Annotated in this window: 18 protein-coding genes; 11 read left to right on the top strand and 7 right to left on the bottom strand. The window is 40.4% G+C overall.

The annotated features are described in order from the left end of the window. Positions 1-18 precede the first annotated feature (18 nt). Genes J8L98_RS00890 through J8L98_RS00870 form a run of 5 tightly spaced genes read right to left on the bottom strand, consistent with a single transcriptional unit; the run spans position 19 to position 9,071 of the window. The gene (locus J8L98_RS00890; RefSeq protein ID WP_210994865.1) at positions 19-2,502 is read right to left on the bottom strand and encodes a glycogen/starch/alpha-glucan phosphorylase; all 2,484 of its coding nucleotides are present in this window, start codon (positions 2,500-2,502) and stop codon (positions 19-21) included. Further along, positions 2,495-4,546, bottom strand: coding sequence for a glycogen debranching protein GlgX (gene glgX / locus J8L98_RS00885; RefSeq protein ID WP_210994864.1), 2,052 nt, complete (start codon positions 4,544-4,546; stop codon positions 2,495-2,497). The genes J8L98_RS00890 and glgX overlap by 8 nt, the downstream gene beginning before the upstream one ends. Positions 4,547-4,549: 3 nt before the next feature. After that, entirely contained in the window at positions 4,550-6,778 is a 2,229-nt protein-coding gene (gene glgB, locus J8L98_RS00880; protein ID WP_210994863.1) for a 1,4-alpha-glucan branching protein GlgB, read from the bottom strand. Next, on the bottom strand, positions 6,771-8,759 hold the full coding sequence (gene malQ, locus J8L98_RS00875) for a 4-alpha-glucanotransferase (RefSeq protein ID WP_210994862.1): 1,989 nt from the start codon (positions 8,757-8,759) through the stop codon (positions 6,771-6,773). Before malQ ends, glgB begins: the two co-directional genes overlap by 8 nt. 6 nt (positions 8,760-8,765) lie before the next feature. Beyond that, positions 8,766-9,071: an isoamylase early set domain-containing protein gene (locus tag J8L98_RS00870; protein ID WP_192510128.1), complete on the bottom strand. Its 306-nt coding sequence runs from the start codon at positions 9,069-9,071 to the stop codon at positions 8,766-8,768. 466 nt (positions 9,072-9,537) lie between these two features. Between J8L98_RS00870 and J8L98_RS00865 the strand changes: the two genes are divergently transcribed. Continuing rightward, positions 9,538-11,454: a bifunctional diguanylate cyclase/phosphodiesterase gene (locus J8L98_RS00865; protein WP_210994861.1), complete on the top strand. Its 1,917-nt coding sequence runs from the start codon at positions 9,538-9,540 to the stop codon at positions 11,452-11,454. Positions 11,455-11,461: 7 nt separating this feature from the next. On the opposite strand, the gene J8L98_RS00860 is transcribed toward J8L98_RS00865, so the two are convergent. Continuing rightward, positions 11,462-11,890: an Lrp/AsnC family transcriptional regulator gene (locus J8L98_RS00860; RefSeq protein ID WP_192510126.1), complete on the bottom strand. Its 429-nt coding sequence runs from the start codon at positions 11,888-11,890 to the stop codon at positions 11,462-11,464. Between the two features lie 232 nt (positions 11,891-12,122). Between J8L98_RS00860 and J8L98_RS00855 the strand changes: the two genes are divergently transcribed. The 7 genes from J8L98_RS00855 to J8L98_RS00825 all read left to right on the top strand — a co-directional run bounded on the left by J8L98_RS00855 (position 12,123) and on the right by J8L98_RS00825 (position 19,470). After that, positions 12,123-13,328 (top strand): aspartate aminotransferase family protein, encoded by a 1,206-nt coding sequence (locus tag J8L98_RS00855; RefSeq protein ID WP_210994860.1) that lies wholly within the window; start codon positions 12,123-12,125, stop codon positions 13,326-13,328. Positions 13,329-13,369: 41 nt separating this feature from the next. Then, complete coding sequence (gene astA / locus J8L98_RS00850) at positions 13,370-14,389, top strand: arginine N-succinyltransferase (protein WP_210994859.1); 1,020 nt, start codon at positions 13,370-13,372, stop codon at positions 14,387-14,389. Between the two features lie 69 nt (positions 14,390-14,458). Beyond that, positions 14,459-15,262 carry a DUF1338 domain-containing protein gene (locus J8L98_RS00845; protein WP_210994858.1) on the top strand — a complete coding sequence of 268 codons (804 nt, stop codon included), beginning with the start codon at positions 14,459-14,461 and terminating at the stop codon, positions 15,260-15,262. A 410-nt stretch (positions 15,263-15,672) separates the two neighbouring features. Continuing rightward, positions 15,673-16,029 carry an adenosine deaminase gene (locus J8L98_RS00840; protein ID WP_210994857.1) on the top strand — a complete coding sequence of 119 codons (357 nt, stop codon included), beginning with the start codon at positions 15,673-15,675 and terminating at the stop codon, positions 16,027-16,029. A 4-nt stretch (positions 16,030-16,033) separates the two neighbouring features. Next, positions 16,034-16,870 carry a DUF4105 domain-containing protein gene (locus J8L98_RS00835; RefSeq protein ID WP_210994856.1) on the top strand — a complete coding sequence of 279 codons (837 nt, stop codon included), beginning with the start codon at positions 16,034-16,036 and terminating at the stop codon, positions 16,868-16,870. 1 nt (position 16,871) lies between these two features. Then, positions 16,872-17,816 (top strand): hypothetical protein, encoded by a 945-nt coding sequence (locus J8L98_RS00830; protein ID WP_210994855.1) that lies wholly within the window; start codon positions 16,872-16,874, stop codon positions 17,814-17,816. A gap of 334 nt (positions 17,817-18,150) precedes the next feature. Then, the gene (locus tag J8L98_RS00825) at positions 18,151-19,470 is read left to right on the top strand and encodes a DUF2252 family protein (RefSeq protein ID WP_210994854.1); all 1,320 of its coding nucleotides are present in this window, start codon (positions 18,151-18,153) and stop codon (positions 19,468-19,470) included. Here the strand turns inward: J8L98_RS00825 and J8L98_RS00820 are convergent. Then, positions 19,435-20,376, bottom strand: a complete 942-nt coding sequence (locus tag J8L98_RS00820) for a ribonuclease Z (RefSeq protein WP_210994853.1) — start codon at positions 20,374-20,376, stop codon at positions 19,435-19,437. The two genes, J8L98_RS00825 and J8L98_RS00820, sit on opposite strands and share 36 nt — an antisense overlap. Positions 20,377-20,451: 75 nt before the next feature. Here J8L98_RS00820 and J8L98_RS00815 point away from each other — a divergent pair, with 75 nt between their 5' ends. The 3 genes from J8L98_RS00815 to J8L98_RS00810 all read left to right on the top strand — a co-directional run bounded on the left by J8L98_RS00815 (position 20,452) and on the right by J8L98_RS00810 (position 22,875). Next, positions 20,452-20,715 (top strand): DUF3081 family protein, encoded by a 264-nt coding sequence (locus tag J8L98_RS00815; protein WP_210994852.1) that lies wholly within the window; start codon positions 20,452-20,454, stop codon positions 20,713-20,715. Positions 20,716-20,729: 14 nt separating this feature from the next. Further along, entirely contained in the window at positions 20,730-21,053 is a 324-nt protein-coding gene (locus J8L98_RS24750; RefSeq protein ID WP_247682376.1) for a hypothetical protein, read from the top strand. A gap of 217 nt (positions 21,054-21,270) precedes the next feature. Beyond that, on the top strand, positions 21,271-22,875 hold the full coding sequence (locus J8L98_RS00810; protein ID WP_192510117.1) for an AbgT family transporter: 1,605 nt from the start codon (positions 21,271-21,273) through the stop codon (positions 22,873-22,875). The last annotated feature ends 245 nt before the right edge of the window (positions 22,876-23,120 follow it).

Raw genomic sequence — 23,120 nt, 5'->3', positions numbered from 1 at the left:
CCATATATCCTTGCAGGGCTATTGCATTGGCTCAAGTCGCCAAATTTCATTACTATATTGTGAAATTGTTCGGTCACTAGAAAAGTTTCCACTGGCCGCCGTATTTAAAATACTAATTCGTGTCCACGTTTTACTATCTTGATACGTTTTAGATGCGAGGTTTTGTGCATCTACATAACTTGCAAAGTCATGCGCGACAAGCCAAGGATCGGTAGGGCATTTAATGGCATTTATCACATCGTCAAATATATGTGGTTCAAACAAATTAAAATGACCACTTTCAAGTAATGCAATGACTCGTTTTAAGTTTTCATCTTCGGCAATAATTGAAACAGGGTCATAATTACTGCGGATCTGGTCAGTGTGTGCTGCGTGTGCTCCAAATAAGAAAAAGTTATCTGCACCAACTTGCTCTCTAATTTCAATATTTGCACCATCTAAGGTGCCTATTGTTATCGCGCCATTCATCATGAACTTCATGTTACCTGTGCCTGAAGCTTCTTTGCCCGCAGTTGATATTTGCTCTGATAAATCCGTTGCCGCACAAATTGTTTCCATTGCGGTAACGTTATAGTTGGGGATAAATGCCACTCGTAACAGTCCAGCTGCACGCTTATCCTGATTAACAACATCAGCTACATTGTTAATGAGCTTAATAACTTTCTTCGCCATGTAATACCCAGGCGCAGCTTTCCCACCAATTAATACACAGCGTGGCGTAAAGCCTTCTACATCGCCTCTACAAATTCGGTCATATAAGTGGATCACATGTAATACATTGAGAAGTTGCCGCTTATATTCATGTATGCGCTTAACTTGAACATCAAACATCATCGTCGGATCAAACTCAACACCACAGCGCGCTTGTACTAAAGCTCTTAGCCTTTCCTTATTTTGATACTTAACTTGTTGCCATTGCTTATGAAAGGTTTTGTCATCGTAGTAACGTCTCACTTTCTCAATTTGACTAAAATCAGCAACCCATTCATCGCCTATTTTACTCGTGATTAACTCACTTAAAGCTGGGTTACAATGAGCCAACCAACGCCTAGGCGTGACGCCATTTGTTTTATTATTAAATTTGCCAGGCCATAATTCATAAAATGTTTTAAATAAGCCTGCCTTGAGCAATTGCGTATGGAGTGCAGCGACCCCATTTACCGAGTAACTTCCAACAATTGCTAAATACGCCATACGAACCTGTGGCACATCCCCTTCTTCTATTAAAGATAGCTCTCTTTGCTTATCTATATCGCCAGGCCACTGCAATGCGACCTCAGCTAAAAACCTAGCATTAATTTCGTAAATAATTTCAAGTAATCTAGGTAATAATTTGCTAAATAAAGGCACTGACCAACGTTCTAACGCTTCTGGTAATAGCGTATGGTTAGTATATGCCATGGTACTTGTAGTAATGGACCAAGCTTTATCCCAGTCAATATCATATTCATCAACCAATAAACGCATCAACTCGGCAACAGCAATACTCGGATGCGTATCGTTTAATTGAAACACATGGTATTTCGCGAAATCTGAAAACTCCGCACCATACTGGCCTACCCATTTATTAAGTATGTCTTGTAAACTCGCACTTGATAAAAAATACTGCTGACGTAAACGTAATTCTTTGCCGTTCTCACTGCTGTCATTAGGATACAAAACCATGGTGATCTGTTCAGCCATATTTTTACGGGCCACAGCTTCAGAATAACTACCCGCATTAAACTCATTTAAGTCAAATTCATCTGTCGCTTCCGATTTCCATAACCGTAATGTGTTAACAACCCCATTTTTATAACCAGGGATAGGGACATCGTACGGCACTGCGAGTACATCTTGAGTGTCTACCCAGCAACGAACATTTCGCCCTTGCTTACTCTTATAACTGTCAACTCGACCAAAAAACTTAACTCTACAAGCTTGATCAGGCGCACTCAACTCCCAAGGATGCCCCTCTCTTAACCAATTATCAGGTTGTTCAATCTGATGCCCCTTTTCAATACTTTGGTTAAACATGCCATACTCATATCGAATCCCATATCCTATTACGGGTAACGCAAGACTCGCGCAACTATCTAAAAAACAGGCTGCTAAGCGACCTAACCCGCCATTACCAAGCCCGGCATCATGCTCAGCCTCAGCAACAATTTCTAGCTCGCTGCAATATTGCTTAAGTGCAAGCGCCGTGGACTCTTGTAGATCTAAATTAAGTACCGCATTACCCAACGCTCTCCCCATTAAAAATTCAAGAGATAAGTATGCTGCTTTACGTGTTTTTTTTGACGTTAGATGCAAATTAGTTGCCCTGCATCGAGCAACCATGCGATCTTTAATTGTCAATGCCAAAGCATGGTAGAGATACAATTGTGACTCACCCACTCGGTCGCGGCCTAAGGTATAATAAAAATGACGTGTTAAATCATCGTTCAATGTACTTTCATCTAGCTTAGGTGCATCTTGCCAGTGTTTTACGACGCATACATTTGTGCCTTTATTAGCCATGTATGTTTCCCTCTTTTAGCGATGTAAATACCCAACTTGATTGGGCTGAGATTGTGCACATACTTTGTGCATTATCATATTTGGCTGAATCACAACTACTTAATGCAAGTTGCCAATGTTTTGAAAACGGTGCGCTGGGTAATCTTGCGTCTAAACAAGCATCATGCGCATTAAATACAATAAACAATGCCTCCTCTAATTGGCGATCTTGAATTGAATATAAAAGCCACTTTCGCCCTTCGCTATGCCAATCCGACTCTTTCATTTGTTCGCCATTTTCATCAAGCCAACTTACCGAGAATCGACTATCATCAGGGTGAACATAGAAAGGATGTTGAAAAACACTAAACTGTTTTCTAATCGCCAATAAATCTTGAATAAAGAACGTCAATTCATGATCCTGCTGAGATGATTTCCACGCTAACCAGTTCGTTCGATTATCTTGGCAATAAGCATTGTTATTACCGCCTTGAGAATGAGAAAATTCAGTACCAGCTGCAAGCATTGGCACCCCTTTAGATAAAAGTAGCGTGGCCAATGCATTTTTTTGCATTTTTAGCCTTAAGTTACTTATTTTCGTATCGGTAGAGAATCCCTCAGCACCGCAATTGAACGAATAATTCTCACTATGTCCGTCTCGATTCACTTCGCCATTAGCGAGATTATGCTTATTTTCGTAACTCACCCAATCCGCTAACGTGTATCCATCATGACTCGTTACAAAGTTTATTGAGTTTAAAGGACCCCTCCGATTGTGTTCAAATATGTCATTTGAGCCATGTACCCGCTTAGCTAATTCAGGCAACACACCTTCGTCTTGGCGCCAAAAACGCCTAACAGTATCCCTATATTTATCATTCCATTCTCGCCATGGTGGCAAAAAAGCCCCCAACTGATACCCTCCAGGACCAATATCCCAAGGCTCAGCAATGAGCTTTGCATTACTCAAAACAGGATCTTGTAACACCGCATGCATAAATGCATGTCGTGCATTAAAACCATGTTCTGTGCGAGCTAAAATGGTGGCTAAGTCAAATCTAAACCCATCGACGCCCATTACTTCGACCCAATATCGCAAACTATCTAAAACCAATCTCAATGTTTGTGGGTCGTCAATGTTGAGGGTATTTCCGCACCCGGTGTCATTAATATATACACTTGGCTCCCCTAATACATGTCGATAGTACCCAAGATTATTTAACCCCTTTAGTGACAAAGTCGGACCATCAATTCCAGCTTCTGCAGTATGGTTGAAAACCACATCTAAGATGACTTCAATTCCAACCTCATGTAAAGTCGCCATCATACGTTGGAACTCAGTTATATCATTGTCTACCAAGTAAGACTTATGAGGTGTGAAATAACTTAGCGTGTTATAGCCCCAGTAGTTCCGCAGCCCTTTTGTGATAAGAAATTGCTCACTCACAAATGCATGCACAGGCAATAACTCTAGCGTTGTTATCCCTAGACGTTTGATATGACGTATAAATGCAGGGTCTGAGAGTCCTAAAAATTTACCTCGAAATGCAGGGTTAACGTCAGGGTGCTTAAAGGTTGCGCCTTTAACATGACACTCATAAATAACCGTTTTTGACCATGCATGATTTGGTCGCTCTTCCACATACTTAGATATATTGCTCACTTTAGATTTAGGCATATCAATGGCGTTATCCAAAGTACTCAATGTCCCTACTGGCATATGACAGAAATGCCGTTCACTCCACATAAACTCCCCAAAGAAGTCTTGACTATATGGGTCCATCAGTAATTTATGTACGTTAAATAACCTCCCTGTATTCGGGTCATAATCACCATCCACTCGATATCCATAGAGGGTATTTTCTCTCAATGGCTCAACAAATACGCTCCAACCGCCTCCCTCATGCAAATACATATCAATCATTGCAATTTGCGAGTGACCACTCGTATCAAAAAGACACAAATAAACTTGGGTAGCATACGGCGCAAACACCGCAAAATTTACGCCAGATTCTTTTACTACACTACCAAAACGCACACAGTTGCCACGACATGAATTTAACATTGGTTAACCCGTAATTCGCTTTAAGTACACAGTGGCTAAAGGAGGAATTGTAAGCACAATACTATTGTCGAAGCCATGCGCAGAAGCTGACGTTGATTCAATCAATTGCTGTTTCGCTGCAACAGCCTTCACGCCAGAGCCATACAGGTTTTCATCATCTGTATTTAAGATAACTTCATACACACCACGCAGCGGTACGCCAACTCTGTACTGGTGAAATACTTGGGGGGTAAAGTGACTAATGACCACAATAAGATCATCTTTAGAATGCCCATACCTAGCAAAACTAAAGATACTTTGCTCCGCATTATCACCATCAATCCACTGAAAGCCCGCTGGTGAGTTATCGCATTCATGCAATGCGCTTTGTTTTTTATAGACGTGATTTAATAATTTGACCGTTGCTTGTATTCCCAAATGAGCTGCTGAATCAAGTAATTGCCAATCTAAGCCTTGATTGTGATCCCATTCTGACCGAGGTGCCAATTCACTCCCCATAAACAACAGCTTTTTACCCGGATGTGCATACATAAAACCGTAATACGCTCTCAATGTTGCAAACTGTTGCCAATCATCTCCGGGCATTTTACTCAACAGCGCCCCTTTACCATGAACGACTTCATCATGACTAAGTGGCAAGATATAGTTTTCAGAATAAGCGTACGCCATAGAGAATGTCATTTCATGATGATGATAACGGCGATGAATGGGGTCGCGACTGACATAATTTAAACTGTCATTCATCCACCCCATATTCCACTTAAACCCGAAGCCTAACCCGTTATTATCAACACTATTAGTGACGCCTGGCCATGCTGTTGATTCTTCTGCAACCATCATAATATTTGGGTTGTGTCCATAACATCGACTATTTACATCTTGAATACATGCAATTGCGCCTAGATTTTCACGTCCGCCATGTTTATTTGCAATCCATTCACCATCATTACGACTGTAGTCTAAGTAAAGCATTGATGCGACAGCATCCACCCGTAACCCATCGAGGTTAAACTCGCTAAGCCAATACATCGCGTTTGCAAGCAGGAAGCTCTTTACTTCTGGTCGATCGTAATTATAAATATAGGTATTCCAGTCTGGGTGGAAACCTTGCCTAACGTCAGCATGCTCGTATAAATGTGTGCCATCAAATTTATGTAAACCGTGTGGATCTGAAGGAAAGTGCCCTGGCACCCAGTCGATTAAAAGCCCTAGGTTTTCATCTTCACACCGTTCAACAAAGTAAACGAAATCATCGTAACTCCCAAAACGGCTTGTCGGCGAGAATAAACCAACTGGTTGATAGCCCCATGACCCATCGAAAGGGTATTCACTCACAGGCATTAACTGCAGATGTGTAAAGCCTAAGTCCTTTACATAAGGAAGCAAATCATCCGCTAATTCGCGATAGGTTAAAAAGCGATTACCCTCTTCAGCACGGCGTTTCCAAGAACCTAGCTGCACTTCATAAATGCTAATAGGGGCGTCAACTTTATTGCGTTTAGCTCTGCTGTTTAATTGCTTAGATGAAGGTTTTTTTCTTACCGTCAAAGGCTGTATCACAGAGGCGGTACCTGGCGCTTGTTGCATCTTAAAAGCAAAAGGGTCCGCTCTATCATTCACATTCCCGTAACTGTCAACAACGGAATACTTGTATATTTGCCCTGCGTTCAGTGCTGGTATAAACAATTCCCAAATACCACTGGCTGGATGCTTACGCATAAAATGCTCTGTTCGCTGCCAACAATTAAACTCGCCAATGACCGAAACACTTTGTGCATTCGGAGCCCACACAGCAAATCGTACACCACTTACATTTTCATGAGAAACAAAATGGGCGCCAAGATGGCGATATGCATGCTCCAGTGTCCCCTCATTAAATAAGTACAATACACTGTCACTTAAGTTGCTACCGAAACGATAGACATCGTCTTTTAAAACTGTTTGGTCTGCATATGCCACATCTAGCTTGTACGGAATTGGCAGATCATCTTTATTCACTCTTACTAAAAATAAATCACTGTTCACATAACGTTTAAATACGGATTTATGGTTTTTTCCTACTAACGAAACGTGCTTCGCACTCGGCAAATAAACACGTACTTCGTACTCTGTATCACTGACTTTATGCGCTCCTAAAAACGAGAATGGGTCACCAAATACCCCTGCTTGGAGTGCTGCCAGCTGCGCTGAATAGTCATGTATCTTATTGGTTGGTTTTAATATGCTATTCATGACCTGTCCTAATATCCGTTAAATTTTTAATGAAATGGGCGTGTTCCGAAAAAATATCGTCAATTGAATGCGTCAAACGTCTTCGCCAATTAGGGTACTCTTTATCTGTTCCTGGTATATTTACTGGTAATGATTGAAAATCTAAATCATCGAGTTGAAGGCAAAGGAGTTTAGATGGTGAACTTGCCAATACAATCAGTAAAGCCTGATAAATCACATCCGACTCACTACTTTGCGTCAGACCATTTTTGCCATGTTCTGATAGCCAGGTTAACAATCGTTGCCGCTCAACACTTCGTTTCTGTTGCTCGGTACCGAGTTCACGCTCTGTGATCAAATTGTAAGTATACTTAAGTTGCAAATCATCACCGTACCACCATCCCTTAAATGGAGGAACATCATGATTAGCAACCATCAAAATCGTATCTTCACGCAAATAATCACGTGGTACAAAGTTTCCATGATGGTCTTTTTCAAAATAGAAAAGAATATTTCCAAATAATGACGCTTCTTTCATTGAAGTAACCACCTCTGGCGGCACAACCCCGAGGTCTTCTCCAATGATCATGCTCTGAGCAATATTTGACTCGATTTTCAATATCGCCATTAAATGTTCAAAGGGGTAGTAAACATAACAACCACTTTGTTCCTGCTCTACTTGTAAACACCACCAAAGCCGGCGCAGTGCCATTACGTGATCGATGCGCAGTCCACCTACATAATTTAAATTACTTCGCACTAATGTTTTAAAGAAACTAAACCGGTTATGTTTAATCTTCACCGGATCTAAAGCGGGCAATCCCCAATTTTGTCCCCCTTCAGCCCAAGGGTCCGGTGGCGCGCCAACATTTGCATTTCCAGCATATAATTGACTATTTGCTGTATATTCAATGCCATCTTCTGCACAACCTACCGCTAAGTCATTTATTAACCCAACCGACATCCCACTTCGCTTTGCAACTTCTTGACACCTCTGCAGTTGTCTTGAGGCAAGCCATTGGCAAAAAACAGCGAAGCCCTCTCCCTTTAAGCCTGTCAGCAAAGTGCTTTGCTCAGATTGATAGCAAATGAATTGTGTTTTTAAATTCTCGGGGGCATGAGACTTGAACCCTTTATATAGTCCACGTAGAACTGAATGTTTAACGTCACTAATCAAGCTATAATTAATGTATTGCTCTTGCTTTTGAGTTTCTAAAAGCTTGGACGCAGCTTCTAACTGTGCGTTATATTCATCACTATCATGTGCCCAACGGCAGTTATCTAATGAAATATAAAGTGGATTAATTAGCCCCCTATGATTCGGGCTATATGGGCTGGCTCTATCTGGCTCATCTGGAAACAATAAGTGCAGAGGGTTAAGTAAGACAAAGTCGCAGCCTGATTTAGCACAGGCAATAATTAACGCTTCGAGGTCTAAAAAGTCCCCGATCCCCAAATTTCTCTCGCTTTTTAGCGTATACAGTTGGACTGATATCCCTAATTGCTTTTTTTCTATGGGATTGAAACATTGGCTTGGAGTAGACCAGATTTGGGTATTATATTGACCCCAAGGTAACGAAATAACAGCATCATGATAGCCAATAGGCATCGGTGGTAATGGTACCTCTAGTTCCAAATACGCTATATTGTCATAATAATATTCACCGGTAACTTTTAAATGCGCGGTATCAAAATTATGCTCGTAGTTGATAGTTCGAACTGATATGACGCCGTGTGTAACTCTGTTATGCGCAGGTACTTTGATGCTCAGTGTACTACACTGAGCATCAACTAAGCTGACTTCAGGTACTACCGATTGCCACTGAACCACGTCTAGCTGGTAATTTAACTCAGCGATAATTTGCTCATCGTTGGTATCAATGCCGCAAGCCTGTAACGCTTGGCTACGGGTATTTTGATCAAAAATGACATGCTCACCGGTGTACTTAACATAGTCGTAGCCAACACCATGCAAGTAAAATAATTGCTGTAATCCACTCATTTGTATCTACAGCGCTGTTTTTTGGGTATTTACCACACTATTTTGTGTACCAAAACTATTGGTAACATAAGCATCTGCTTTGTGGTCGTTATCCCATAACTCTCCATCAATCAAATACCTAAAATGGAACTGTTTATCTGTTGGTAAGCGATATTTACTCTTAAACGTCCGTTCCTTTTTATTAAACTTCATCGTCACGGGTTCCCAATCGGTAAACTCAGCAACCAGTTGCACTTTTTTTGCTTCAGGGTGAGAAAATGCGAATGTGACTTCAGCTTCGTCTTTTGTTTTAAAAAAACGTTTTGTTAACATAGCAGGCTCCAAATAAATCGTTTTGGGTAATTACGTCCTTGCCCCTGCGCCGTGCTTTTAACTACTCAACAATCGGAAACGGTGGGCATCATTGCACATTACAACAAAACAATATTTATGCTTTATGACAGTGCAATAGTTCAGTATTTGCACCAACTAGGTGCTATTTAATACCATTTAAGTCTAAATTTTCATTCTTGCTAGTATAATTAGCAAAACATAGACCAAATTGTGAGAGTTATTAAAAATTAGGTGAGAACTCTTCTCATGTAAAGTGAATTTATCTAAAGATTGACTACAATCATTGTATTGTTTATTCCTTTTGCAATAATCGCGGTAAGCAGTAAACTTAATTGAAATAAAGAAAAAAAGGGTGTAAAAGATTATAATTCTAATGGCTTAGATATGTATAATAGGGTGTCACGTCAAAGCGCGAGTTAATTTAAGGTTCTGGATTTAGCCAATTATGAGTAAAACATTAAAAGTATTAAGCTTTTTAGCAGTGAGCACGTTTTTATTTGGCTATGTTTTTAACATACTTTTTTCGAAGACCTGCGTCGATGCTCGCTTGGGATTTAATAATATATCACTAGTTGAAATTGCTGAACATTCAAGCTCAGAAATGCCAACGCCTTGGTATCAGCTATTCATATTTGGTCAACAGTTTTTCACCTACCAAGACGACACGTTCGTACTTTTAGATAAGCATAACGATAATTTAATACTCGCTAAAAACTCAGAATTACTAACAACCACATTGTTATCGCCAACGGCTTTGGTAAGTTTTTGTATGTTAATATTCACACTAATCTATCTGTTTAGGGCTGAACGGAAAAAATATAGGCATAACATCGCGCTAAACTTGGTCCGCACCGACGTGACTAAATTACTTGAATCTCTTGATATCAAAACTCAAATTTTGCAGCATGGTGGACTACTAGCGCAAATAAGCCATGCAGTCCATGTCATAGCAGATAACGTTGATCGTATTAAACTACAAACAGATAGCAACCTATATCAAGACAAATTAACTCAGCTCATCGATCGCCATGCCTATCTAGAACATCTAGATATTCAATTAACAGAAGCCGAAAAAAAGCACCAACATTGTGGCTTACTATTTATTGACTTAGATGGGTTTAAACAAGTTAATGATTCATTTGGTCATAGCTTTGGTGATGAAATTCTCATTCAAGTTGCAAACCGCTTATCCAGCATCGTCAAGCAGTATGATATTCAAGATATCCACCCAATCCATGGCCTCGAACAAAATTTATCTCGCTTAGGGGGGGATGAATTTTCAATTTTTATTCCCAAAATTGAAGACGCTAGTTTTTGTACCCGCGTGTCACAAACTATTTTAAATGAAATCGAAAGAGATTTTGTGCTCGGCAATAAAATAGTTAAAATTGGCGCGAGTATTGGTATTGCTATCTACCCAGAGAGTGCTTCTCATCCGCACGCATTATTGCAAATGGCTGATGTTGCGATGTATCGAGCAAAAACCGACGGTCGAGGTATTTTCAAAGTTTATTCTCCAGAAATGGGCAGTAAAATCCGTCGCTATCACTACCTATTAGAAGAGTTACGACTTGCAATTGCATCGCAAAACTTTCATTTATCTTTTCAACCAATAGTACATGTTGAAGACTGTGCAATTGATTACTTTGAAGCGTTAATACGTTGGCATCATCCCATAGAAGGATTGATACCCCCTGCTGAATTTATTCCGATTGCAGAAGAGTCAAACCTCATCTTGGAGTTAGGGGATTGGATATTATTAGAGTCATGTCGTCAAATGTCGGCATGGCACAATGCAGGAATGAAAAAGGTCAAAATTTCAGTCAATGTATCTGGAATTCAGTTAAAACACCGACCAATCGCCAAATGGGTTGAACAAACATTAGAAAAAACAGGACTGCCAGCCAGTTCACTGATGCTTGAAATTACAGAATCAACGCTTATCACAGCCAGTGAAGAAATCATCGAGCAACTTGAGGCCTGTCGCCGAGCGGGTGTAACGATTGCGATTGATGATTTTGGTACTGGGTTTAGTTCGCTTAGCACACTTGCAGACCTGCCAATTGATGTTATTAAAATTGATAAACTATTTATTACACAAGCCAGTCAAAATCAGAAATATCATAAAATACTGAACTCAATCAGCGAGCTAGGTAACCAACTTGGACTTAAAATTGTTGCTGAAGGTGTTGAGCAAGCTGAACAGTTCGAGCTGGTCAAAAGTATGGGGATCCGATGTGTTCAAGGCTATCTTGTAAGTCGCCCCGAAACGTCACACAACGTCGGCACTAAAGTGCTTAAAGGCAATGTCAATCATATTGCCTCAACGGGAACAAGTATTTGGTTGCCTGACAGTAAATAGCCAAAGTTTAACGGGTAAACTTGGTTTCTAAAACGACCGATGAATTTGTTCGTTCGACCCCATCTAAATTGCCAATATCATCTAATATATGGTTAAGCTGCTCAAGGCTTTGTGCTTCAACTAGAGCAATCATATCGTATTCCCCACTAATGGCATACAACGCACTGACTTGATTGATATGCTTCAAAGCTATTGTGGTTTGAGTAGTGAGCTTTTGCCGCACTTTGATTGATACATGCGCAGACACTAAACCCGCAATATAGGCTGCGCCAAATTCAACACTGTAGCCTTTAATGACCCCTGACAGCTCAAGTTTTAGTAACCTACTTTGCACTGTAGAACGAGAGACATCTAAGTTTCTCGCTAAATCTGAAATACTGGCACGTGCATTACCTCGTAACAAACCAATGAGCTTTTCATCTTGTGAATTTATCATATTAACTATTAATTTCGTTATTTTGACTTTTATTTTAATCAATTTGTACATTTTTGCACTGCATATTTACTTCATTACCAGTAATAATGGTCCTAATAAATAGAACATATTCAGTATTGAACACTAAAATCGCTTTTGCGTTACCAAACAATTTTACCAAAAGACATTGTCTTCACATGAATTCGTTTGCTTAGTGGTCAATAGTAGTTGAAGTAAAATAGAGGAAGTTGTCATGCAAGCTAACCGTGAATTATTCGATCAAGTTATGGTACCTAACTATAACCCGTCAGAAATTATCCCAATAAAAGGTAAAGGCTCTCGAGTTTGGGATCAAAAAGGCGATGAATATATCGATTTTGCAGGTGGTATCGCTGTTAACTGCTTGGGTCACTGCCACCCTGCTTTAGTTAATGCACTAAAAGAGCAAGGGGAAAAAATTTGGCACCTATCTAATGTCATGACAAATGAACCTGCACTTCGCCTCGCAAAAAAAATTACCGACGCGACATTTGCTGACAAAGTATACTTTGCCAATTCAGGTGCCGAAGCTAATGAAGCCGCACTCAAGCTTGCTCGCAGGTTTGCACTTGATAAACACGGTGAGCATAAAACACAAATTATTGCTTTTAATAAAGGTTTTCATGGTAGAACATTCTTTACCGTGACTGTGGGTGGACAAGCTGCTTATTCTGACGGTTTTGGCCCTAAACCTGCTGATATCGTACATTGTGATTACAATGATTTAGCCGCATTTGAAGCCCTAATTAGTGACACTACCTGTGCCGTAATGATGGAGCCATTGCAAGGCGAAGGCGGTATCATTTCACCTAACAAAGACTTTATCGAAGGGGTGAAAGCTCTTTGTACCAAACACAACGCTTTGCTTATTTTTGACGAAGTGCAAACAGGCGTAGGTCGTACAGGCGACTTATACGCATATCAAGGGCTAAATGTTACACCTGATATTTTAACCACAGCAAAAGCACTAGGTGGTGGCTTTCCAATCGGCGCTATGATCACCACAACAGACATTGCTGTACATTTAAAAATAGGTACTCATGGTTCAACCTATGGCGGTAACCCACTCGCTTGCGCTGTTGCTGAAGCTGCTTTTGACACGGTAAATACATCATCGGTTTTGGACGATGTTAAACGTAAAGAACAACTTTTCCGTGAAGGCCTATCTGCCATCAATGACAAGTTTAAAGTATTTAGTGAAGTCAGAGGAAAAGGGTTGCTGCTCGGTGCCGTTTTAAATGACGATTACACAGGGCGTGCGCGTGACTTTTTAGTTGCAAGCACCAAGAATGGATTAATGGCACTGGTTGCCGGCACGAACGTGGTTCGCTTCACGCCATCATTAGTAATTTCTGATGATGACATAAAAGCAGGTTTAGCACGCTTTGAGCTTGCTGTTGCTGATGTCGTTAACGGTTAATTCAGTTAGGGGCTCTTGATCAGAGCCCCTAAGGCTGCACTATGCATATATTAAGACCAATTAAAAGCACTGATTTTGATGCACTACGTCAAATAGCTGAAGAGTCTGGCCATGGCTTCACATCATTACCTGTGAATGATGACATGCTCAGAGAAAAAATAAATCGCTCAGAGCAAAGTTTTATAAAGCAGATATCTACACCGCAGGATGAGGGGTATTTATTTGTTCTTGAAGACAGCGAAACAGGCAACATAATGGGTACAACCGCCATCGAAGCCGCCGTTGGTATGACGGTTCCACTGTATCATTATCATCAAGGTAAAACAGTACACCACTCCCCAACACTTGGCGTATATAACACGGTTGATATTTTATCTATGTGTAATGACTACACTGGCGCGAGTGAAATATGTACTCTGTTTTTACGAGAGCCATATCGTAAAGGCCTAGCTGGTCGGTTTTTAAGCCGTTCACGTTTTACTTTTATGGCGGATCACAGTGATCGGTTTAGTAATACGGTAATTGCTGAAATGCGAGGGGTCAGTGATGAAAATGGGCATTCTCCATTTTGGCAATGGCTACAAGAACATTTTTTCAGCATTGAATTCCCTCAAGCAGACCACTTAGTAGGACTTGGCGAAAAGGTATTCATTAGCGAATTAATGCCAAAGTACCCTATTTACGCCAACTTACTGAGCGAAAAAGCACAAGCGGTTATTGGTAATGTGCATGAAAAAACTAAACCAGCATTACGCCTGTTAGAAAAAGAAGGTTTTGAACACCGAGGCTATGTTGACCTATTTGATGCAGGCCCCACCGTTGAAGCGAGACTTCACAATATTCAAACGGTACAAGACTCATCTGTGGCAAAAGTGAATATCTGCGAGCCAACCGGAACCGGCAGTTTGGCGATTTCCAATCAGAAGCTCAATGACTTTAGAGCAACTTTCACTGAAGAAGCGCTTTACCATCCGCAAAATAACACTCTAGACTTACATCCAAACGTAGCGAGCGCACTGAATGTAACCTCTGGTGATAGCGTGAGAATATTTAAATTATAACCTTGATGCGTCGAGCTTAATTCGCACCAAGTTTAACGCGATGTAAATCGCAATATATAGGACCCCATTATGCACAACAATGTCGACAAATTATTTCAATCCCTGTGGAATAACTATTTAGAAGTGACGCCTTCAGCAGTCAAAGTTCACGAATTACTTGGCTCAACTCAAAAAGATGATGTAATCAATGATCATATTGCTTTGCGTACCTTTAATCTGGAAAAAGTAGGATTAGAAAAACTCGCAGCACACTTTATCGCAGTTGGTTATAAAGAGTGTGGAGAATACCATTTTGAAGCTAAGAAGCTGTATGCCAAACACTATGAACATTCAGATCCGACTAAACCGAAGGTATTTATTTCAGAACTGCTAGTAGAAAAGTGCTCTGACACAGTACAAGCAGCTGTAAAAGACATGGTAGCAAAAATAGATGAACATGCTGTAACAGCAGATAATTTCTTATATTCAGGTACTCATTGGCAAGTAAGCCATGACACATACCAAGCATTGCTTGCTGAAAGTGAATATGCTGCATGGATGGCCGCTTGGGGATATCGTGCTAACCACTTTACCGTAAGCATTAATTATTTGAATAACTTCACGACAATTGATGCCGTAAATCAGAATCTAAAGAATGCAGGGTTTGAATTAAATACTGCAGGTGGTGAAATCAAAGGCTCTCCAGAAGTACTTCTTGAGCAATCATCTACTTTAGCTGACCATCACCCAGTGCAGTTTTCTGATGGCGAATTCAAAATTCCAAGCTGCTTTTACGAGTTTGCGCTACGGTATGCAAAACCAGACGGTGAATTATACACCGGCTTCGTAGCTGCATCTGCCGATAAAATCTTTGAAAGTACGAATGCCAGATAACAGATAAATACAATGCACGTACTATATTGAAAACATTCATATAGTACGTGCAAGTTGACACGTTTATAGGAAAAAAGATAAACCAGCATAATGTACTTCGTTCTCTCTTACTTTTTAATCACTTTATACCTTAGCGATAGAGTTAATACATGAACATTAAATTAAATAAAAACAACAATAAACTTCTCTCACTTCCCACATGACCGAAATATAAAAAACCTCACAGAAATAACAAAATCAAATTTAAAACAATAATTTAAATTCGTTCCATGTATGTATATATTGATATTTCATTTACTTATATTTACGATTAAGCGAAACGTATATTGAAAAAAAACAAAATTATAAGGTACATTCCCTGCGCTCTAAAATATGAGTGTTAGAAATCACAAGAAATTAAGGGAAAATTCATGAAAACGCTATTGTCTGCTACAGTAATCCTTACACTCTCTGGCTGTGCCAGTGTAATGACTTCAGACCAACAAACGATCAATGTAACTTCTTCAAATAATAAAGCGGTTGAAGTACGTGTAGACGACAAAATTATCACGACACCAGGCACTGTCATCGTTCTTCGTGATGGTAAAAATAAAGTTGCGCATAGCACCAGTGGAAATTGCGACAAATCTACTGTTATTGACAAAAAAGTAACGCCTGTATTTTTTGGAAACCTTCTTATTGGTGGTGTATTAGGTTCAACAACAGATGCATCGACAGGCAAAATGTGGGATTACTCTGACGTTGAAGTACAATGTAACCCTGAATAAGTACATGTTAAGTAATACACTAAAAAGCTGCATTCATGCAGCTTTTTTAATCTCTTCCATTTTCATTTCTCAGGCCAGAGCTGAGGCAAACGAAATTACGCGCATAGCAAACACCCCAATTTGGTTAACCCTTATTCACTCGTGGCACAGTAACGCACAAATAACCGACGCTAGCTTCCTTTTAAGCCTTCCTAATTATTCAGCAGCAAACGAATTGACCGAAACATTAGCGCTCATAAAATCGGATTCACAAGCTGCGCTGTGTCGATTTCCAGCTCGTGTGACTTATCTTGCAAATGCTCTAAATATTCGATTAACTGGTGCTCAAATAGAACTCTGCCCTGAACTGCAAAAATTTATTAACCATGTGCCATTCGATGCCTTAGACGTTGTTTATGCATCTGAAGTACTTTCATCTGCATCTAGCATGATGGGGCATATTTTTTTAAAAGCGAGCGGTGTTAACTTTAAAGGTAACTTAGTCGAACATTCTTTAGCCTATTTTACCGAGATTGATACTCTCAACCCAGCAAAATTGATTGTCGACAGCACAATAAAAGGCATGCCTGGTTTTTTTTCAGTACGCCCATTTCATAAAGACAAAGCCCAATACCGAGATACAGAGTCTAGAAACCTATGGCAATTTAAATTAGACCTCTCCAGTGCACAAAAAACCTTGATTCAATATCACTTGTGGGAATTAAATCAAATAAATATGACATACTATTTTCAGTCATTTAATTGCGCAACATTAACACTAGAGTTACTTGCTCTTGCCAAGCCAAACATAATGTCAGAACGTAGCATCTTTGTTAGCCCTGCCGATATTGTTAAAGCATAAAATGGTTCTTGAAACAAACGTCTCTACAAGCCCAATATGGTTATTTAGTGCACTTAACGATACGATTGATCCAACCGATAAGAAACTCATTGATCAAGCTCTACAATCAGAGCCTGAACATATTGCTGACAAAGCACTACTTAAACGCCCTCTCGTTTACGATTATGCCCGCACTGTTATTGAAAATTCGAAACCGTACAAAAGTACCCATAAACACAATCCTGAAATAACCAATTTACCGAATGAAAAGACAGACCGACTCGATTTTTCAAACTATAAGCACCCCGCTTTAACTCCACAAGATTCTGGTATTGGTTTGTCATATAGCAATGAGGAGAACGCGGATAAAATTAAGCTTCATTGGTTACCTACAGGGCATTACATTCATGGTGACAATAGGCAATATCTTAGTGAGTCTGAACTGACGATGGGCAACACAACTTTAGAGGTTGATTTGGACACTGGCGCTGCGAATATAGAAGAGTTATCTATTTACTCGGTTAAAAGCTACGGAAAAGATAACCCGTATTTCCCTATGTTATCGGGCGAGTTCTATATCGGTTATCGACCGTCTTATAATAAGTTATTAGACAACGATTCATTACTAGAAATATCTGGGGCCATCGGTAAAACTATGAATATCTCAAAAGACATTTCTGGATTCTTACTTATTGGCACAGGACTGACTTCTGATATTAAACACTCGCAATGGTTTGTGAACTCAAAATCGGGTGTGATCATCGACCTTATTGGTGATTTGAAGCTCATCGCTAGTTATGAAGTCAACTCAGGTAAAGCTAAGCAAACAAATGAGTATCACTCTCTAGATACGCATATCAGTTGGTTTCCATCTCAAAATAGTTCAATTACGCTCAGCTTGTCCCGTGTAAAAACAAGTCAACTGCAACATCAGAAGCTTGGCTTGCAGTATATAAAGTACTTTTAGTTACCTCCTCATTTATCAAAAGCAACGCTGTTTATTGTATGGCTCACGCTAAACAGATAACACTAGCGCTTTTGGCAGTCAATACTCCTTAAATCAAACATGATCTCACTCATGTATTGAGCGTCGTATAATTGTCATAATACTGAGGTAGCGTGACTAAAGTGTCTATCTATGTTACCGATGATTCAAGGTAACTCTATATAAATCAAAGTGGTATATAGTTAAACATAGATACCGCAATACAATAATGAACGCGGATACACAGTGGTTCCGTATTTTTTACGGTATAGAACAGCTAATTTCTTAGTTAAGAACATCGGTTAAAGGACATATTATGATAAGAAAAAACACCATCCGTGAACAACTGCAGCTGGTCGATGAGGTAACCCCTGAACACTCGATCAACAAACATATAAAAATGGCGAGCAGCCCATTTTTCTTTTTCCGTGGTAGTGCCGCTCTTATGTACCAAGACATCGCGTGTGGATTAATCGATATACCACAGGCGCTGTACACATTGCCTTTAACGAATATTGTCGGTGATTGCCATACTGGAAATTTTGGATTCATTAGCGAGGAAGGCTCTCATGGCGACACCTTAATATTTGCGCCTAATGACTTTGATGATGCCTGTATCGGCAATATGATTTGGGATTTGTTCCGGTTCACAGTCAGCCTCTATTTAAGCCAAAAGCATTGTCAGAACTTGCAAGAAAATAGCGATGATTTAAAGCTCCGACAAAAACCACTCGTTACAGAACAGCAAGTTGACTCTGCTGCCTTGGCTTTTTTCGACCAATATTTACATGCATGTGCTCGCTCTATCGAGGGCACTCTGAATAATCAATCTGCACTGACTGAATTTGATAAAGAACACATATTGCACAAACGCTGGCAGAAGGGTTTACAGCGCATGGCTGGAGGTGCAGCTTTTTTAACGAGCAGTACACTCGCAAAAGAACTTGACCTCACTAAAGCACCTCTTCGATTCAAAACAAATCCACAGCGCTTTGAGCCAATACCAGAACAACACAAGAGTGATTTAATGAAACATTTCTCACCGTATGTTGACGATACAATATTGGATTGCGTAGAACGGTTAAATGCAGGGACTGGCTCAAATAATATGCGTCGCTACTATTTACTTGTGGGTCCAAAGCAAGTAAACAACGATGCAAACCAATTAAATCTATGCCACATTGTTGAGGTAAAACAACAGCGTCGTGCAGCACCTTTACATAACTTCCCTTCACTTAGCCCCATAAATGAACTCAATGCCGCGCATCTTACCGTAAATTGTCAACGTAAAATGCAACGTCGACCTGACCTCGTACTTGACGATACACTATGGCAACAACAAAACTGGTTAGTACGGTCTCGTCATCACGCGCGAGTAGGTCTAGACCCTGAAGATTTTTGCTTAGGAAAGCGTGCAGCTCAAAAGCAGGGACTTCAGCAATTTGCGCAAAGCTGTGGTTACACATTAGCACTGGCACATATGCGAGGCGATCGGCGCTCGCTCAATTTCCAGCAACAGTGTATCGATACGTTGCCCGAATATGTACCACATTTAATTCGAGCAGCACACGTTTACGCAAAACAAATAGAGGTTGATTGTTCATTGCTGGCTGAAATGCTTAGCAACGGAGACTGACTCAAAATCTTCAGCCAATAGCAATTGCCCATCATAATAAGTTGCCGCCTCTTGGCGCAACTTATCTAACTGACCGACCCCATGATAGCGCACACTAAAGTGAAATAGCACAAGCAGTGGAATTTGGCATTGCTGTGCAAATTCTGCGACTCTTTTTGCATCCGAGTGACCCGTATGTATGCCTACCTTATGTAAGTCGGACTGCGTAAATGTCGCTTCATGCACCACCACATCAACACCTGCTATGTATGGTTTCAATAGTGCCGGTTTCTCATTATCTCCACATACAATTATTACGCGAGGCCGCCAGCTTGGGTACGTATATTCTTTAGCGCTCAGTAGCTTTCCTGAGAAATTAACATCGAAGCCTCGCTGTAATTGATTAAAGTGTGGCCCCGATGGAATACCTTGCTGAGTTAGCTTATTGAACCTTAATTTATTGGGAATACATTTTTCAGTAATTTTAAAGCCATAACTCGGGACCCTATGTTGTAACTTAATAATTTCAATAGCGAAATCATCAAAATCAAGTTTATTGTTTAGCGCCTCAATGATATGGGTATGCAAATCAAATCCGAGTGATAAATCCGTTAACTGCATTGCGTTATGTACAAACTCGATTACTTGTTTTGGCGCAACAAGATTTACGGCCGCTTTTCGACCGCTCATAGACATAGATGCCAATAAACCCGGTAAGCCATAGCAATGGTCGCCATGTGTATGTGTGATACAAATTGTGCCCAAGTGATACGCGGTATATTGACTTTTGAGGACCTGATGCTGCGAGCCTTCTCCACAATCAACTAATAGCCACTCTTTTGATTTATCAAAGCCAATGGCTGTCGCCGACACATTTCTAAATACACTCGGACTTCCTGAAGAAGTACCTAAAAATTGGATTTTCATATAAAAAGAACGAAAACTAAGATTACATTAATCGTATCTGAGTTCTAACACGTATGAACAGTAAAAGAGGTGAATATGAAAAATGACATCGACAGCAAAACGATATTACGTGTCTACGAGTTTATTCAAAAGCATGGTGTACAAAATAATGACCAGAAGCACGCGCATGGCCTCATCGCGTTTTCTGATTTTGATGGATATACCATTTACTTAAAGGGCTGTGGCGTCTTGATGCGCTATGGTTTTCACAATACATATCACCTAGAGTATCAACATGAACGCCAAAAGCACGCCTTCTTAGAAAAGGTTAAGTACCTAGATACGCTCGCGTTATCTTAATCAAGGCTAAATCTATGTATCAAAAACGACCCGCACGAGGACGCTTATCACGCCTTAGAATAAATACTCCTTCTTGCGACTACCTAAACAGTGTGCTCAACGAATTAAGAGTAAAACCGGAAAAATTGCGCATTATCAAAGCAAACTGTGAATACTATAAAACTCAAGTTTATTTAAAACGTGGCTTTTTACTTGCTATAGAACGCATTGAGTGGGTCCTCGCATTAGACAATGACATACAAAGAATATGTAATCAAATTAGCGCTAACGATTATATTGGTAACCGGGTTCGCCTCTATCCATTGCTGTTTAAGGGGGTGGTTACGACCCATGAGTAAAGCCGTCTCACTCTCACTCGCAAACGTTGAACACATTGTGACTTAACACAAAGCAGACCTCTACAGACTTAACAGAGCAATGTGTTTCAACTTAATGCTGGCGTATTTAATTACTTAACTTTTTAACGCATTAATGACATAAATCACCGTATCTAAATGACCCACGCAATAAAAAGTGATACCTTATCGCCAATTTTTACACTTGAGAAATTCAGCTATGTCAAATGCAGTAGAGACAACAGCTCAAAAGGATGATAACCCTCAACAACCAAAAGGTTGGTTTAACCGTTTTTTAGCCACCGTTGAGTTTTTGGGTAATATGCTTCCCCATCCAATCACTTTATTCGCAATGTTCTGTGTGGCCATTGTGGTATTCAGTGGCATTGCCGACTGGTTTGGGCTCAGCGCCATAGACCCTCGCCCAGAAGGAGCCAAAGGTCGTGATCCAGATGGTATTATCGAAGTCGTCAGCTTACTCAGTGCCGAAGGTCTTCAAAAAATTGTCACCGGCCTTGTAACCAACTTTACGGGTTTCGCGCCTCTTGGAACCGTACTGGTCGCTCTACTTGGCGTCAGTGTTGCTGAGCACTCAGGGATGTTATCTGCTGCCATGCGTGGCATGGTCATGGGCGCTTCAAAACGACTCGTGACTTTCATGGTCGTATTCGCAGCAATCTTATCAAATACAGCGTCAGAGTTAGGGTATGTTGTCCTTATTCCTTTGGCTGCGATGATCTTCCATAGCTTAGGTCGCCACCCATTAGCTGGTTTGGCTGCTGCATTTGCAGGGGTGTCCGGCGGTTATAGCGCAAACTTGCTGCTCGGTACGATTGATCCACTGCTAGCTGGGATCACAACGCCTGCAGCACAAATGATTGATCCGACCTACCAAGTTGGCCCTGAAGCCAACTGGTACTTCATGATGATATCGGTATTTTTAATCGCTATTGTTGGTACCTTAGTCACAGAAAAAATCGTCGAACCTCGATTAGGAAAGTACAACCCTGAAGAAGCTAGTATCGATTTAAATGAAAATAATATCGATCATTTGTCAGATAAGGAACGTTCAGGATTAAAGTGGGCAGGTGTCTCTTTACTCGTTGTTTCTGCACTATTGGCACTGACAATCGTACCTGAGAACGGCATTTTGCGTCATCCTGAAACAGGAGCAGTCGCAGGCTCTCCTTTCTTAAAAGGCATTGTTGTATTCATTTTTGTTACGTTTGCCATTCCAGGTTTTGTGTATGGTCGCGTTGTTGGCACTATGAAGAACGACCGTGATGTCATTGATGCAATGAGTAAATCAATGAGCTCAATGGGGATGTACATTGTACTTGTGTTCTTTGCAGCACAATTCGTTGCCTTTTTTAAGTGGACAAACTTAGGCACTATTTTAGCAATCAATGGCGCAGCCTTACTACAGGCGCTGCATCTAACCGGTCCTGAAGTATTTGTATTGTTCATACTCATGTGTGCCTTAGTTAACTTAACTTTAGGTTCTTCGTCGGCACAATGGGCCGTCACAGCCCCCATTTTTGTGCCTATGCTTATGCTCATCGGCTATGCTCCTGAAACAATTCAAGCAGCTTATCGAATTGGTGATTCAGTAACTAACCTAATCACACCGATGATGAGTTATTTTGGCTTAATATTGGCAGTCGCCACCAAATATAAGAAAGACATGGGTATTGGCACATTAGTAGCAACTATGTTGCCTTACAGCATGTTTTTCTTAATTGGTTGGGTCGCGTTGTTTTATATTTGGGTGTTTGGATTTGGTTTCCCAGTTGGACCCAACTCCCCTATTTATTACACACCGTAATACACTATAAATAAATGCCAGTTTTGCTGGCATTTTTTATTTAAGTAACCTCAGGTTTGGATAAGGGTTTTGCAATAGAAAATGTTTTGAAAACAAACTTACGTACAATCCAATGATGATATTTTGTTCAATATCAAGGCACTTTTATGCAGTAATAGCGGGCTATTACAAATGAAAGCAACGCGAGAGTGAGAAAAATAGCTTTATTGGGCAAATTCGCTTATCCAGAACTGAGGTTAAGTACA

The sequence above is a fragment of the Pseudoalteromonas sp. MMG013 genome (assembly GCF_018100885.1).
GTDB classification, from domain to species: domain Bacteria; phylum Pseudomonadota; class Gammaproteobacteria; order Enterobacterales; family Alteromonadaceae; genus Pseudoalteromonas; species Pseudoalteromonas aurantia.
Note: the sequence above shows the minus strand (reverse complement) of the source record. Positions and strands in the feature narration are given on the sequence as shown.